At 33.6% G+C, this 15,493-nt stretch carries 12 protein-coding genes and 1 tRNA gene; 7 read left to right on the top strand and 6 right to left on the bottom strand.

Features of this window, described 5'->3' with window-relative positions:
- Positions 1–41 precede the first annotated feature (41 nt).
- The 6 genes from RM519_RS12775 to RM519_RS12750 all read left to right on the top strand — a co-directional run bounded on the left by RM519_RS12775 (position 42) and on the right by RM519_RS12750 (position 8,177).
- Complete coding sequence (locus RM519_RS12775; protein ID WP_311594210.1) at positions 42–755, top strand: hypothetical protein; 714 nt, start codon at positions 42–44, stop codon at positions 753–755.
- A 157-nt stretch (positions 756–912) separates the two neighbouring features.
- Positions 913–3,693 carry an alpha/beta hydrolase family protein gene (locus tag RM519_RS12770; RefSeq protein ID WP_311594209.1) on the top strand — a complete coding sequence of 927 codons (2,781 nt, stop codon included), beginning with the start codon at positions 913–915 and terminating at the stop codon, positions 3,691–3,693.
- A gap of 440 nt (positions 3,694–4,133) precedes the next feature.
- Positions 4,134–4,325, top strand: a complete 192-nt coding sequence (locus RM519_RS12765; protein ID WP_311594208.1) for a hypothetical protein — start codon at positions 4,134–4,136, stop codon at positions 4,323–4,325.
- On the top strand, positions 4,319–5,176 hold the full coding sequence (locus RM519_RS12760; RefSeq protein ID WP_311594207.1) for an alpha/beta hydrolase: 858 nt from the start codon (positions 4,319–4,321) through the stop codon (positions 5,174–5,176). Before RM519_RS12765 ends, RM519_RS12760 begins: the two co-directional genes overlap by 7 nt.
- Before the next feature lie 204 nt (positions 5,177–5,380).
- A complete protein-coding gene (locus RM519_RS12755) occupies positions 5,381–7,333 on the top strand; it encodes an adenylate/guanylate cyclase domain-containing protein (RefSeq protein ID WP_311594206.1) in 1,953 nt (650 codons plus the stop codon).
- Between the two features lie 88 nt (positions 7,334–7,421).
- Complete coding sequence (locus RM519_RS12750) at positions 7,422–8,177, top strand: DUF6090 family protein (RefSeq protein ID WP_311594205.1); 756 nt, start codon at positions 7,422–7,424, stop codon at positions 8,175–8,177.
- 475 nt (positions 8,178–8,652) lie between these two features.
- Here RM519_RS12750 and RM519_RS12745 read toward each other — a convergent pair whose 3' ends face one another.
- From RM519_RS12745 to RM519_RS12735, 3 genes are all read right to left on the bottom strand, one after another.
- Positions 8,653–9,333 (bottom strand): hypothetical protein, encoded by a 681-nt coding sequence (locus RM519_RS12745; RefSeq protein ID WP_311594204.1) that lies wholly within the window; start codon positions 9,331–9,333, stop codon positions 8,653–8,655.
- A 45-nt stretch (positions 9,334–9,378) separates the two neighbouring features.
- Positions 9,379–10,686 (bottom strand): tyrosine-type recombinase/integrase, encoded by a 1,308-nt coding sequence (locus RM519_RS12740; protein WP_311594203.1) that lies wholly within the window; start codon positions 10,684–10,686, stop codon positions 9,379–9,381.
- Between the two features lie 56 nt (positions 10,687–10,742).
- Positions 10,743–10,815 (bottom strand) — tRNA-Met (locus RM519_RS12735).
- A gap of 85 nt (positions 10,816–10,900) precedes the next feature.
- Between RM519_RS12735 and era the strand changes: the two genes are divergently transcribed.
- Complete coding sequence (gene era, locus RM519_RS12730; protein ID WP_311594202.1) at positions 10,901–11,785, top strand: GTPase Era; 885 nt, start codon at positions 10,901–10,903, stop codon at positions 11,783–11,785.
- A 3-nt stretch (positions 11,786–11,788) separates the two neighbouring features.
- Here the strand turns inward: era and RM519_RS12725 are convergent, their stop codons facing one another.
- The 3 genes from RM519_RS12725 to RM519_RS12715 all read right to left on the bottom strand — a co-directional run bounded on the left by RM519_RS12725 (position 11,789) and on the right by RM519_RS12715 (position 15,458).
- Complete coding sequence (locus RM519_RS12725; protein ID WP_311594201.1) at positions 11,789–14,158, bottom strand: TonB-dependent receptor domain-containing protein; 2,370 nt, start codon at positions 14,156–14,158, stop codon at positions 11,789–11,791.
- A gap of 61 nt (positions 14,159–14,219) precedes the next feature.
- Positions 14,220–14,723, bottom strand: a complete 504-nt coding sequence (locus RM519_RS12720; RefSeq protein ID WP_311594200.1) for a 6TM ABC transporter family protein — start codon at positions 14,721–14,723, stop codon at positions 14,220–14,222.
- Complete coding sequence (locus RM519_RS12715) at positions 14,724–15,458, bottom strand: SIMPL domain-containing protein (RefSeq protein WP_311594199.1); 735 nt, start codon at positions 15,456–15,458, stop codon at positions 14,724–14,726.
- Positions 15,459–15,493: the final 35 nt, after the last annotated feature.

The following is a 15,493-nucleotide window of genomic DNA, read 5'->3' as shown; positions in this document are numbered from 1 at the left end:
TCGTTTAGCAGGTCTGTTGTAAACAATTAAAAAGACTATCGATGAAAAAAGAAAATTTCATTTTAAAAATTTACTCAATAACATTGACCTTGATTTTAGGATTTATTTTTTTGACTAGTTTCAAATCTATCAATTCAAACCAAAAATTTGACGAAATTACCGTTGAACGCATTAATATAATTGAACCCGACGGTAAACTAAAGATGGTAATAAGTAATCAGGTCCGTCAACATCCTGGAATGCATAATGGCGAAACTCTAGACCCGAGAGAAAGACCACCGGGAATTATTTTTTTTAATGAGGAGCAAGATGAAATTGGAGGGTTAGCTTTTTATGGAAATAAAGAAAGTGGAGGAAACAATCTTTTCTTATCTGTCGATCAATACAAAAATGATCAGGTAATGCAATTGAAGCAATCTTCAAATAATAATGGAGATAATCAATATGGCTTACAACTATGGGAAAGGGATAAAAAGTTAACGCCAGATGTATTGCAAAAAACTTTGGATTCTCTGGACAAGGTTGGGTATCGCTATCAACAGAAAATGGATTATTTGAGAGAAATGAATGATGGAAATCCAATAAATGAGCCCAGATTGTTTATCGGAAAAAAATATAATAGAGAAACAGGATTATTCATTCAAGATAAATCTGGAATTGACCGACTGCGTCTTTATATAGATTCTAATGATTCTCCAAAAATTGAAGTATTGGATGAAAAAGGGAATATAATAAATAACATTTTAGAAAAATAACCTGTTTACAACAATGGCTATAATTCATTGTTACATTTAAACAAAAATTAATAAATTTAACGAACCAATCGGCTGATTTCTACAGCGGAAAAGTCTCCGACATTTTCCACAACCAAATCATAGCCTAACCGTTAGCCTTCATTAGAAAGAAAAAAATATGAATCAAAATAAAATCAAAAAACCACTTCTTGCGCTATTGGTAATTTTAACCACGATGCTATCTGTAAACTGTTTAGAAGCACAGCAGAAGAAAAAAATCACACCAGAAGAATATGGGAAATGGGAAATATTGAGAAACACTTCGATCTCGAAGGATGGCAATTGGTCAAGCTATCAAGTAGACCAGATAAATAAAGACAAAATGACTTTTCTCTATAATATTAAAAAGCAGACTACAAATTCCTACCCCAACTCGGCAAAAGCAAAGTTTTCTAAAACTGGTAAGTGGTTCGTCTACGAAAAAGTTCTGAGTGGTAGAGAACAAAAGGCTAAAGATAAAGAGGATAAAAAAGATAAGAAGCAAAAGACTAAGGTCAACGACAAAGTTTTGATCAATTTGACGAACGCTGACACCTTGCTTCTGTCGGGTGTTCTAAACTACAGCTTCAGTGAGAAAGATTCTTATCTCGCAATGCTTAGGGAAAATGAGGGGGCCAAAACACTTTTAATACGAGACCTTAAAACTCAATCTCAAATGAGTTTTGGAAATATAAAATCCTTTGAATGGCAACAGAAAGGAGAGCTATTAGCGATGATTATGCAAACCAAAGATTCAACAGCGAACGGCATTCAATTATATGATCCGAATCAAGGAATCTTAAAAGTATTGGATCAGTCAGCACAGATCTACTCTAAACTACAATGGGGTAAAAAATCAGATTATTTATTTGCCATAAAATCGATAAAACAAGAGCGATCGGAAGAGGTTTCCTACCAATTACTTCATTGGAAAGACTTTTCAACATTGAGTCCTAAATTCTCAAGCTTTAATCCCAATGAAACAGAATCATTTCCTGAGGCCACAAGAATCTTATCCAATAATATTAGGGTTTCAGAGGACGGAAATAGCGTATTCTTTAAAACATATTCCTGGATACAGACCGAAAAAAAGGAGGAAACAAAAAAGAAAGAGAAAGATAAAAAAAGTAAAAAAGACGTTGATGAATATGAAGCTCCTGATGTAGAGATTTGGCATAGCAAGGATGAATTGATGATTACTCAGCAAAAGAAAAGTGCAAATAAAGACTCGGAGGAACCAATCCAATATGTATGGCATGTTGATAAAAACAACAGTCTGGCTCTTAGCAATGAACTAGTTGAAAGTATTCGTTTGCAGGTTAATAATAAAATGATGATCGGTTTTGATCAGTCTCCTTATTCATTCGATGCTATGTTTGGCAGGCCTAGCTACAACATTTATATTGTCAATATTGAAAATGGTGAAAAGAAAAAGGTTTTAACTAACATTAATAGAACTTCACGAATAAGTCCCGATGGCAAATATTTCATTTTTATAAAAGATAACAATTTACATCTTTATGATATTGAAAAACGATCATCCGCTAATATTACATCTAATTTAGAGGGCACGTTTATTCAAGGTGATTCCTACGATTATCCAGTAGATCAAAAACCTCCCTACGAAGGTGGATTGTCCGCATGGAGTGAAGATGGTAGCTCATTTCTGATCAATTCTGAATTTGATGTTTGGCAAGGATTTGTTAATGGCGATCCTTCAAAACGTATTACTTCAGGAAAAGAAGATGAAATTATTTGTAGACATCGGTTTGTCTATGATGAAGATGAATTTTTTGATCTGGAGAAAGAACAGTTCTTTTCACTGAGAGGAAAAAAATCTAAAAAATCTGGATTCGCTAAAGGCATTATTGGAAAAAAACTAAAAACACTTATCTATGATGATGTCAGTATTTATCAATTAGATCAACCTTATCAAGAACTAAATTTATTAACCTATAAATCACAGTCTTATGACCAATCTCCAAATCTAAATATTACCAATTCGAATTTTTCAAATTCGATGGCAGTTTCAAATACGAATTCTTTTCAGGATGAATATGCTTGGGGTGAAGCTGAATTAGTAACATTTAATAATGCTAAAAATAAGAACGCTCAAGGAATTCTCTACTATCCAGCAAATTATCAAAAGGGTAAGAAATATCCTATGATCACTTACGTTTATGAAAAGCTTTCAGATAGGTATCATAGATACACTATACCTTCTAAGACTAACTACTATAATACTACTGTCTGGCAACAAGAGGGGTATTTTGTATTGAAGCCAGATATAGAATTCATACCTGGAGACCCAGGGATTTCATCTACAAAAACATTAGAGAACGCAGTTGCGGCGGTAATAGCAAAAGGTGATGTTGATCCTTCAAGGGTTGGTCTAATAGGGCATTCATGGGGCGGTTATCAAGCAGGTTTTGTTCCTACTCAAACAGACATTTTTGCAGCAAGTGTAGCTGGTGCTGGCTTAACGGATTTTATTTCTATGTACTTGGCAATCACACCGGCATTTGGAGGATCCCCTGAAAATAATCATTTTGAAATCTCTCAAGAACGTATGATAAGCCCACCCTGGAAATCACCAGATAATTACATTCGAAATTCATCTGTAATGAATGTTGAAACTTTGAACACACCAATTCTTTTTGAAGTTGGTGACAATGACATGAATGTAAATTGGAGACAAGGAATCGAGTATTACAATGCAGCCCGAAGAGCGGGAAAACAATTTGTAATGCTTGTTTATGCAAAAGAAGGACATGGTGTGAGAGAGGACAAGAATGCATCTGATTATCAACAGAAAATTCTAAAGTGGTTCGGACATTACTTAAAAGGTGAAGAAGCCCAAGATTGGATACTGAATGGAATTCCCTATAGCGAACAAAAACGTAGATTAAAAGAGAAATAACGAAAGGCTAACAATGTATAAAATTAATAGCAATCTAATCGCTAAAACGAAAGTAAGTAAATATAAAAAAGGTCTGTTCTTAACTGAAAAATTAGTGTATAAAAACCCGCTACTATTCTTATACGTAAACGTTGTGACACATTCAACTAGCGTTGAACTTTTGTTGCTACGTGCTTTGCGCTCCCAATAATCAGAATTTGACAAATAACGATAATTACATTATTTATTTGATGAACTATTATCGAACTTTATTAGGAAGTCCAATACTTCAATAATAGTTGTTCAAATTCTTTATATTTACTCTTAAAACACAGAACTCCGTTTAGCAGGTCTGTTAGCTGTAATTATACAACGTAACTAAAAAGTGAGACCAGAAGCTTATTAAAAAACGGGGCGAATTCCGAAAAGCCATATGAGTAGGAAAAACTAAATAAAATAAAATGGAAAATTTAATAAATTTATCACAAATTATTGTTGCAATATCTGTTGTATATGTTTGGACTTTTAGGTTTCATAATGTCTTAAAAGAAGATGGAATTCCAATTCGTTTGGAAGTGAATGAAAATATTGCAATTGACCCAAATGATGATAAGAATCCAAAAACTGAAATTGAAATATTTAGCAGGTGGTAGAAACAAAAAAAGCAGCTCAGGATGCATGGTTATCTACTACGGAAAGTATTAACCAATTTCGTAAACAAGTAGAGCAAATAAAACCAGACTCATCAAATTATGAAGTTAAAACTTTTGATAAAACCATCCAATTAAAAGACAGGCCAGTAGATATTCGAATATATAATTCAGATGTAAATACCCTAAAACCTGGATTAATTTATGTTCATGGAGCTTGCTGGGTTGCAGGAAGCCTTAATAGTCATGATGAAATTTGTAGATACCTAAGCAAAAAAGCAGATGTAGTTGTAATAGCAATTGATTACAGATTAGCACCTGAAAATAAATATCCATCATCTCATAACGATGTCTATGAAGCATCGGACTGGATATTCAAACATGCCGAAGAACTCGGTATTAATAAGAATAATTTTGCAATATCGGGTGAAAGTGCTGGTGCCTATTTTGCAGCATCAACTGCTTTAAGAGCAATCGATACAGGAAATAGTCCTGACTTTCAGTTCCAACTTCTTGTTTATGCTGCTCTTGATGGTGGTGGTTCATCATGGACTGAATGCAAGGATTTATACTTCACAAGCCAAGACGAAGTTAGAAGTAGATATGGTTCACCTCTCTGGTCGGATAATCTAAAAGGGTTACCGCTGACTTATAATATTTATGGAGAAAATGAAATATCAAGAGCAGAAGAAGAATTATATATTAGAAAATTAAAAGAACATAAAGTTGAGGTAAAAAGTTATATGTGTCAGGACACAGGACATGACGTAATAAACTGGGGGTCCGTAAAATTAGAAACAGAAGCACACTTGAAAGCTATCGACTTTATAAAAGAAGGATTTAAAATAGATTAAAAACTGTGCCTAACAATGGCTATAAGTAATTGCTTGTTCTCACCTACTTCGGAAAATCCGCGCGGATTTTCAGTTTGGTGTGTACTTGCAAAATTAAGTGCTAACCCTCGCAACAACTCATACACAAACCGTTCTATACCATTCCATGCTCTCTAATTCTTTTCCAATTTTTTTCTATCTTCGTGTATAGCTTAAAAATCTCATATGTCTAAAAATCGCCAGTATTCCTCATCGGAACGCAAGCTTGCGGCCATCATGTTTACCGATATTGTTGGTTATACGGCTTTGATGAATAAAGACGAGAACGCTGCTTTTAAGCTTCTTCAACAGAATAAGTTGTTACATAAATCTTCAATAAAGGAGTACAATGGAAGGTGGTTGAAAGAAATGGGGGATGGTGTTTTATTGAGCTTTGATACTGTTTCAGATGCAGTCAATTGTGCCATCAATATTCAGAAATCTTGCGATATGTTGGAAAACATTTCTTTGAGGATTGGAATTCATCAAGGAGAGGTTGTATTTGAAAATAACGATGTTTTAGGTGATGGCGTAAATATTGCTTCAAGGATCGAGGCGCTGGCACCATCGGGTGGAATTTATGTTTCGGAATCTATCTCAAGAAACATCCATAATAAAGGTATTGAAACCCGGTATATCAAGGAGCAGATATTAAAAAACATAGAATATCCTGTTCGGATTTATGAGGTAATCATTGATCAAAAAAGGGAGGCGAAAAAGGGACAGAAAACTGGTCAAAATACTCAAGATAGATCTATTGCCGTTCTCCCGTTTGTAAACATAAGTTCGGATCCAGAGCAGGAATATTTTTGCGATGGTTTAACTGAGGAATTACTCAACATATTAGCTCAAGCGGAAGATTTAAATGTGGTTTCGAGAACTTCGACTTTCGCCTTAAAAGAGAAGGATTTGGATATCTCAGATATCGCACAAAAGCTGAGAGTAGGTCATATTCTTGAAGGTAGTATTCGAAAGGCGGGTTCTAAAATTCGTGTTACATCACAGTTGATCGATGCAGCAAATGGTTATCATTTATGGTCGGAGAAATTCGACAGGCGAATAGATGATATCTTTACCATACAGGATGAGATTGCTCATGCTATTGCCGAACGATTAAACCTGACTCTTAACATTAGTGGTAAGGACAAAAAATTACCTTCTACACAAAACATACAGGCATATGATGCTTATCTACGAGGTCGTTTCTTAATTCATCGTTTGGATGCTTCTGTAAAAGAGGCGCTAACACATTTTCAAACTGCCATTAAACTCGACCCCAAGTTTGCATATGCACATGCAGGAATTGGAACAACATATCAGACACTTGGTGATCTGGGATTTGTCGACCCAATTAAAGTATCACACGAGGGTAACGCTGCATTAGATGAAGCGCTTAGCCTCAATCCAAATCTGGCTGATGCACATGTTACAAAGGGATGGATTAGTATGTTTTATGATTGGGATATTGAAAAAGCACAAAAGCATTTCTTACAGGCCTTGAAATTGGATTCTAACTCTGACCTTGCCCATATCAGGTATTCTGCTTTCCTCTCTTGGATGATTTATGATCATGATAATGCAATTAATGAAGCACGACGAGCAATTGAACTCAATCCAAATGAAAACTTCAATCATAACTTCCTGGGGGTTGCATTCTGGGTAGCAAGAAGATATAAAGAATCCATCGAGCAACTTCGTCATTCAGTTACCCTTGATCCAAATTCTTTTCATAATCACTATCATCTGGGCATGGCACTTAAACTAAGCAATCGTTATGAAGATGCTCTGAAAGAACACAGAAATGCATTGGACATTTCGGAGCTGCATCCATGGTCTTTGGCTGAGCTGGGGATGTGTTTTGCATTGTTGGAACAAGACCAAAAAGCTCAAATATGTTTCAATCAGTTAGTAGAATTATCAAACAAAGTCCCCTGTTCGGTTCATCTGGCATTTTTGAGTGCTACAATGAATAAAATTGATCTGGCTTTTGAGTTTTTAGAAAGTGCTTATCAATCTAGGGAACCTTGGTCAGCCCTTATTCATATGCATCCCAATTGCGATCCATTGCGATCGGACCCTAGGTTTGAAGACTTGGTGAAACGCATAGGAATTTTACCGCCTGACATGAAAAAGGAATGACAATATTGGGACGGTATAGAACAAAAGATAAATTGCATTGAAACACATTTTATCAAATACCGTGCTTCATTATAATAACCATTAACCAATGATAAAATTCTTTAGAAAAATTAGACAAAAATTACTTTCAGAAGGTAAAACTGGAAAATATCTGAAATATGCAATTGGAGAAATTATACTTGTTGTCGTTGGAATATTGATTGCGCTCCAAATCAATACTTGGAACGAAGAAAAAAAAGAACGAGTTCAAGAACAAAAATATTTAAACGAAATAAAAGAAAATTTAGAAAGCGACCTTTTACAAATAGAGAATATCCGAAATACGTATCAATATATTTCAACAAAAGGTGACTCAATTCTTGTTTTTATAAAAGATGCAAAACCTAAAACAACCAACTATAATAAACTTTGGGAAAATATTATAGAATTTACCTACGTGCCTTCATTTCAATCACAGAAAAATGGATATAATAACTTAATTTCAGCTGGTAATATAAATCAAATAAAAAATCAAAAGTTGTTAAGGGAAATATCTACCCATTACAGTAATGTTGAACACTATAATGAGCTAGTGAGACAAACAATTTATGAATCTAGCCAATGGGATATTCATCCTCCTATTAAGGATTTAATGGGAAAAAAGGAGTTTTTGGCTGATTTAGGTTATGACTTTCAAACAACATCAATTTCAGAAGATGATTTATCAAAAAATGAGAAACTAATTAGTGGCCTTATTTATAGAAAGCAATGGATGGAAGTTGGTTTAAGGGTTACAAAATTATGGAGTGATAGCACAAATAATTTGATTAATATAATTACCAATGAAATTAATAAGAAGAAATAACGAAAGCACAACAAAGTATAAAATAAATGCAAAGGACTAATTTTATACAAACCCGTTGTGACACATTCAACTAGCGTTGAACTTTTGTTGCTACGTGCTTTGCACTCCCACCCCAATTTGAAAAACGTCACTGGCCAGTCATAAAATAATAACACATTTAAACTACATTTTAACACCGAAAACAATGCAGTGCCACCCTTAACCACCCCTGACCACCCCCCAATTTGAAAAACATCACTGGCCAGTCATAAAATAGTAATACATATAAACTACATTTTAACACCGAAAACAATACAGTGCCACCCTTAGCACCCAAACATAAAAAACACACAATATGGTAGTGTTTTGCAACTCCTTAAAGTGACCGAAAAGTGTTTTATCTAAAAAAAATGAGTGCTAAAATTGTGGTATTGAAATATAAAAAAATGTGCTTACAACATGCTTTTCGCATAATTAATTAGCCTAAAACCTATTGTTATAACGCTATTCCGAAGACTGTTGCAAGTAAAAACTCTTCTGCCTCACTTTCGGTAATCAAAATACTTTTCGGCTTTTTAGAATTTCCTTTGTTCTTAATTTCTGATTTTTTTGTAGTTGCAACTAGATATTCTACAATCTTATTGTTTGCTATTTGATTGGTTTCAATTGTTTTTAATTGATCCAACAAAATTGGCAATTGCAATTCTATATTTGAAGTTGGTTGCAATTGCATTGCAACTCCTTTTTTTCTAAATGCACCCTCTAAACTCAACAAATGCTGTTCATACAATTTGTATTGCAACTCAAATGACTTCATCATTGCAATGCTATTATCATCTAATTGATTTAGTCTTGATTCGTCATTTAACCAAACACATATAAAAGTTATGGCTCTAACTTGATTGTAATACTTCTCGAAAATGAAATCAAAACTTGTTGAAGTTAATTTCTCTTTCCTCTCAATTAACTTCAACACATTTTTTTCTAGTAATGAAATTTTTACATATTCATTGAATTGCAATTCATTCTTAGCAAACATTAATGGACCTTTTTTCCAATCCATTAGTATTACTTGATCCAAGTAGTTTTGAAACACATCAGCATTTGACTCCTCAATTGCATTCCCTATTATTTCATTATCTGGAATATAAAACAAGAAGTTATCTGTGAGATTCACAAATAGTTTTTTACAAAAATTTTCTAGCGATTGCTTTCCCATAAATTATGACTCCAACATTTCAGAATAATCCTTTGGTAATTCTGCATCTATATCTCTTAAATATTTCTCTAAAGCCGACATAGAAGTATGACCTGTTATTAGCATCAACCTAGACTTTGCCTCAAACGGAGCGTATTTTTTTCTAAATTCTCTATACACCTTCACCGTATAGGTATGTCTAAAACTATACATTGTATAATCTGCTCCTAACTTAAACGGAATCTTTACAATTGCTCTAAAACGATTGGTAAAATGCTCTCTTCTACTTTCTACCTCTGCATCCCAATCTCCTCCGATTGTATTAGGTGTAAATAGCAATGCATCCTTATCTAATTTTGATAAATCTGGTAACTCATCCCACAATAATTGAGGAATTAATTTTGTTTTATAATCGCTGTTCTTAGCCTTAAACTTTACTGTCCTATTTACAACATCAATATCACCAACTCTTACTCTACAAACTTCAACTGGACGCATAAATCCATATGCTACAAATTTTATAAAAAATAGTAGAATCGGATCTTCCTTTTCTAAGTTTGAAAATATTTCGTTTTTCTTCTTTTCAGTATAGGGTTTATGACGTTTTGGTTTGGTTTTTAATACTGGAATCTTTTTAAAGACATTTTCAGTTATTATTTCATTGTCCTCTAACACTTGCAACACACTTCCCAATTCTGTCCTAAAATTATTTCTGTTCCTTGGACTGGATTTTATCAAAACACTATTTAAGAAATTTGTCATTAACTTCTTATCCAATGCATCTACAGTTACAAGCGTTGGATGATTTTCATTCAACCATTTCAAGAATAGTTTTGCTTTATTCTCGTAACTACGTTTTGTAGTTGGGTTCACTAACTTTTCTTTTAATTGCAACCCAAACTCCAATGCTTCCTTAATTGCCATTATAGGCTCTTGCTCAATTACAATTGCAACTTCTTTTTTCGGTTGTATCTCTACTTTTTTAGGAACTTGAGGTGTTTGGTTTGACTGATTGTATAAAGAGGAATTATCCGCATAAGGATTGTATCCTTTTTTGAGCAATTGCAACAACTTTTTACGATAGACTGTTAAAACAGTTAAACGTTCTTCTTTGGTTTTAAATTTATTTGCTTTTCCATAGATGTTTTTCACCCTTTGGAGTTTTCCAGTAGTTGGATTTCGATAAGAAAAATAAACATACCATCGTTTTGAAAGATCACCGTTGGCATTATAGATTTTTGGCGGGGAATAATTTTTCTTTTCTAGCAAATCGTGTTCTAAAACGTGTTCATTTTGAAAATCAAAGATAAGTAATTCGGATAATGTAGGCATAAAAAAAACGGTTTAGATCAATCTAAACCGTTTAGTTACTTGCTTTTGAGCATTTGTAGCGGGAACTGGACTCGAACCAGTGACCTTCGGGTTATGAGCCCGACGAGCTACCTACTGCTCTATCCCGCGATTTGGACTGCAAAGATACAACTATTTATTAATTGTGAAAGACTTTTTAGCATTAAAATGTACCTTTGTACTCAAATCATTGTAAATGACACATAAAGCAGGCTTTGTAAATATTATTGGAAATCCAAACGTTGGAAAATCGACCTTGATGAACGCTTTAGTTGGGGAGCGATTGTCTATAATCACTTCTAAAGCACAGACAACACGTCATCGTATTTTAGGAATCGTAAATGGTGACGATTTTCAAATATTATTCTCGGATACACCAGGAATTATAAAGCCGGCCTATGAACTGCAAGCCTCGATGATGGATTTTGTAAAATCGGCTTTTGAAGATGCAGATGTGTTAATTTACATGGTGGAGCTAGGAGAAAAGGAATTAAAAGATGAGCAGTTTTTTAATAAAATAAAGAATTCAAAAATTCCTGTTTTACTGCTAATTAATAAAATTGATACTGCAAAGGATCAAACTGTGGTTGAAGAAAAATTAGCCTATTGGCAAGAGAAAGTTCCAAACGCGGAGGTGTTTTTAATTTCTGCCCTCGAAAAATTCAATGTAGAAGGTGTATTTAATGCAATCCTTGACAAATTACCTCCTTCTCCAGCATTTTACCCAAAAGATCAATTAACTGATAAGCCAGAACGCTTTTTTGTAAATGAAGCTATCCGAGAGAAAATCTTAATGCATTACAAAAAAGAAATTCCTTATGCGGTAGAAATTGAAACGGAAGAATTTATTGAAGATGAAAAAATCATTAAAATCCGTTCAATTATAATGGTAGAACGTCAGACTCAAAAAGGAATTATTATTGGGCACAAAGGTGCTGCACTAAAGCGCGTAGGGTCTGAGGCTCGAAAAGATTTGCAAAAATTCTTCCAAAAGAAAATTCACTTAGAATTGTATGTGAAGGTTAATAAGGATTGGCGATCTAACAAAAACCAATTACGAAGATTCGGTTATAAAGAATAGAGATTAACGTCTTCGTCCACTCGAATACGTCATCGCTTCTCCTTTCCCAAATCCGTAGCTTAAGCCCAGTGACACAAATGTACCTCTCTGCCCTTTAGTATAAATATAGTATTCAGGCTGACTTACAACACTTTCTCTAACTCTAGAATTAAATACATCTCGCACGCTGGCATTGATAACCAATTTTCCTTTGGCTACTTTTTTACGAATCCCTAAATCTGCAAATGCATTTTGCGATACTTCGCCTTGCACTGTTTTATAAGACGATTGAAAATTTCCCGTCATTTCAAACTCAAAATCTGCAGGTAATTTAAATTTACCCGTCATACGCGATGTAAAACGCTCTCCTGTAAAATCGAAGTTTTGATTTTCAAACTCTCCTTCTCTATCAAAATAACTGAAGTTAAAATCACCCATTAGAGAGAACCATTCTAATGCGCTGTATTTAAAATTAACCTCAACTCCTGTAGTTCCATTAGTTCCAATATTTTCAGGCCTTGTTACACTTACATTATCTTCGAAATAGGTGACACGCTCTACAACATCAGTGGTATATCTATAATAAACTCCAGCATTAAAAGATGCTTTTGGAATTATGAATATACTGGTCACTTCAAAAGAATCGGTATATTCTGGTCTTAAATTTGGGTTTCCAACTCTTATATTATAATCATTTCTGATATTAAAAAACGGGTTCAAATCCCACAAACGTGGTCTAAAGATTCGAGTTGAATACCCCCCTTGTAAAGAGATTTCATCATTAAACTTATATGATACATGTCCACTTGGAAAGAAGTCAGTATAATTCTGTTCATTTGCTTCTCCAGTGTTCGTTAATAGCGTGTTTAAATTGGTGTCTTCCATTCGCAATCCTACTTTTACTCCCCATGCTTCTCCTTGGTAAGATCCTGTTCCGTAGACACCTAATACTTTTTGATCGTACTCAAAATTATTCGTTAAGTTAGGATCCGTTACCCATTCATCATCAATAAAATTTCGGACAGTAAAATCGTTTCCAACATCATTAATTACATATTGAGCCCCAGTTTCCATGGTAACCTTATCGGAGAATGGTTTGGTATAATCTAATTTTAAGGTAAAATCTGATTGCTGAAAATCTGTTTCTGTTTGTTGATTGTCAAATTCTCTATCCCCAAAAGTTGGAGTCACTTCAAATTCTGATTCCTGATCTTTTCCAAAAAAACGTCCTAAGGCACTGAATAATAAATCATGGTCTTTATGATCTTTAAAGTCCTTTTTATATTGCAATTCATATTGCCATTTTGGGTTTGTTGCCTTTGTTGTTTCGCTTCTGTTCCAAGCAGAAATTAACGTATTAGAACTATCGTAATAACTAAAATCGGTATTAGATGGTTGATCTTCTATTTCGTAAGCATAATTCCCAGAAAGGGTAATCACATTATTATCATCTATATGATAATCTGTTCCTAAAATAATATTGTAATAATTCTCGTTTCTATATTCAGTACCAATACTATTTACTGTTGTTCCATTAACTAAATCCTGGTTGCTATTTTCAGAATCATTTGGTTGTTCTCTGTATCCAACACCAAGTTGAGCAAAAAGATTAAATTTCTCCGACCTTCTGTTTACACTCAAACCAACACTATGATTATGTGGCGCACCAGTATTTAATGTTATCGACCCATTTAACCCTTCTTTTTCATCCTTTTTTAGAACAATATTGATAATTCCTGAAGTCCCTTCTGCATCATATTTAGCAGACGGATTGGTAATTACCTCAATTCTTTCTAACATTTCTGCAGTAATTGAACCTAACGAATTACTTGGATCATCGGCCAAAATTGAAGGCTTCCCATCAATTAAAATTTGAACTCCAGAACTCCCTCTTAAACTAACTTGTCCTTCAATGCTTACGTTTACAGAAGGTACGTTATTTAACAATTCCAATGCACCCATTCCAGTAGAACTTAAATCCTTTCCAACATTAAATACACGTTTATCCAATTTAAATTCAGTTGATGATTTTTCAGCCCTAATGTTAACCTCATCTAAAACTTCTCCTTCGGTAATTTTTATAGTACCTAAATCTGCCGTTCCATTGACGAATGTAATTGTTGAAATCCGCTTGGTTTCAAAACCAATAAAACTGATTTCTACAATAACATTACCCGAATTTATTTTTAATTCGAACTTCCCATCCATATCTGTTGTAATTCCTCCTAAATTCTCATTTGATGTTTTATCAATAGCCAATACAGTAGCGAAAGCAACAGGATTTCCGTTTGCCTCTTCTACAATGGTTCCTTTTAAAAAGTAATCAGAGTTTTGAGCTAAGACCGAACTAGAAAAAACAGTCAAAAAAGTTAAAAGCGTAATATAAATTTTCATCTTCAGTAATTCTTCATTTATATAATGGAATTACTATAGGACAATTTTTAATCAAAAAGGTTTAATTATTAATGGAACTACGTAAAAATTTGTACAATTCTTCCATCTGATCTTTTCCTTGCCTTCTACCCCAACGACCAAAAATGTAAAAACCAAGCCAAAGAATAGGAGTTAATATTGTCATTATCGCTGGAAAAAGCAAATTACCTTCTAAAGTCCATCGCACATAAAGCATAATGGAGAAAATTAAAAATACTGTCCCTGCAATTAAATGCATAAATATAAAGAGTGTCCAAACATGCGGTCTGGGAGTAAAAAGTCCTTTTACTATACTTCCTCCTTTAAAATCATTTAAAGCTTCTATATGCAATTGAGGTGACCAATAATGTCGTTTTTTCTGAGATATATCAACAAAAAAATGATGATCTATTTTCTTTAATTTGTAATTCTCAACATCCGAATTCAGTTTCTCGTTTAATAAATTAATCAATGCATCCTGACTCATTTTTACATCAATACTAAAACGAGGCCTTAGAAAAATATCGCTATGATGTTCACTACTCATTTAATCTACCTTATAACTTAACTTCATAGTAATTGTGGCGGTTTTCTTTTTAGAGGATGTATTAAAAGTTCCACCCCATGAATAATCTTCCTTAGAATTTTGACCAGTAATTTGGAATATCCCCATTCTTGCAGAAATTAATTCTCCCAATTCACCTCCAGAATTATCTGCGATTTTCTCTGCTCTAGATTTGGCATCAGCCGTTGCCTTTGAAATCATTTCAATTTTTAAATCAGACAACTTTGTATAATAATACCTTGGTGCATCTGAATAAAATCGAATTCCTTTGTTTAAAAGTTCAGTTATTTCTCTAGATATTCTTTCAACTTTTTCAACATCATTAGATTCTATTTGCAAGGATTGCGTTAAGACATACCCTAAAAATTCATCACCGATAAAACTTCCGTCACTAGAGTATTTTGCCCTTGTATTATTCCTACTTCTAACAGCATTAAAAACTAATTCATTTTCTTTTATTCCTTTAGAAATTAAATACTCAGTTATGATTTCTTTCTCGTTTTCAAGATCATTGTAAGCTTGTTTCAAATTTAAACTTTCACTTGTAAAAGATCCTTCCCAAACTATTAAATCTGAAGTGAAATTAGCAACTCCTAGACCTGTCACACCTATATTACTTTCAAAATTATTTCTATTTACGAAGGCATTTCCAAGAACAATTGATGCTCCCAAAATAGCAATTGCAAAAACAATTGCAACTTTTATATTATTATTCATATCCTATTGATTTTTAGAAGATTTAAATTTACAAC

It is taken from the genome of Urechidicola vernalis (assembly GCF_031846385.1).
In the GTDB taxonomy this organism is placed as follows: Bacteria; Bacteroidota; Bacteroidia; order Flavobacteriales; family Flavobacteriaceae; genus Urechidicola; species Urechidicola vernalis.
The sequence above is the reverse complement of the archived record's forward strand: the minus strand, read 5'-3'. Positions and strand labels throughout refer to the sequence as shown.

What these genes read in the sequence shown, in the direction of transcription:
- RM519_RS12775 (WP_311594210.1), top strand. Translation starts at nt 42, where the DNA reads ATGAAAAAAGAAAATTTCATTTTAAAAATTTACTCAATAACATTGACC.
- RM519_RS12770 (WP_311594209.1), top strand. Translation starts at nt 913, where the DNA reads ATGAATCAAAATAAAATCAAAAAACCACTTCTTGCGCTATTGGTAATT.
- RM519_RS12765 (WP_311594208.1), top strand. Translation starts at nt 4,134, where the DNA reads ATGGAAAATTTAATAAATTTATCACAAATTATTGTTGCAATATCTGTT.
- RM519_RS12755 (WP_311594206.1), top strand. Translation starts at nt 5,381, where the DNA reads ATGTCTAAAAATCGCCAGTATTCCTCATCGGAACGCAAGCTTGCGGCC.
- RM519_RS12750 (WP_311594205.1), top strand. Translation starts at nt 7,422, where the DNA reads ATGATAAAATTCTTTAGAAAAATTAGACAAAAATTACTTTCAGAAGGT.
- RM519_RS12740 (WP_311594203.1), bottom strand. Translation starts at nt 10,686, where the DNA reads ATGCCTACATTATCCGAATTACTTATCTTTGATTTTCAAAATGAACAC.
- era (WP_311594202.1), top strand. Translation starts at nt 10,901, where the DNA reads ATGACACATAAAGCAGGCTTTGTAAATATTATTGGAAATCCAAACGTT.
- RM519_RS12725 (WP_311594201.1), bottom strand. Translation starts at nt 14,158, where the DNA reads ATGAAAATTTATATTACGCTTTTAACTTTTTTGACTGTTTTTTCTAGT.
- RM519_RS12720 (WP_311594200.1), bottom strand. Translation starts at nt 14,723, where the DNA reads ATGAGTAGTGAACATCATAGCGATATTTTTCTAAGGCCTCGTTTTAGT.
- RM519_RS12715 (WP_311594199.1), bottom strand. Translation starts at nt 15,458, where the DNA reads ATGAATAATAATATAAAAGTTGCAATTGTTTTTGCAATTGCTATTTTG.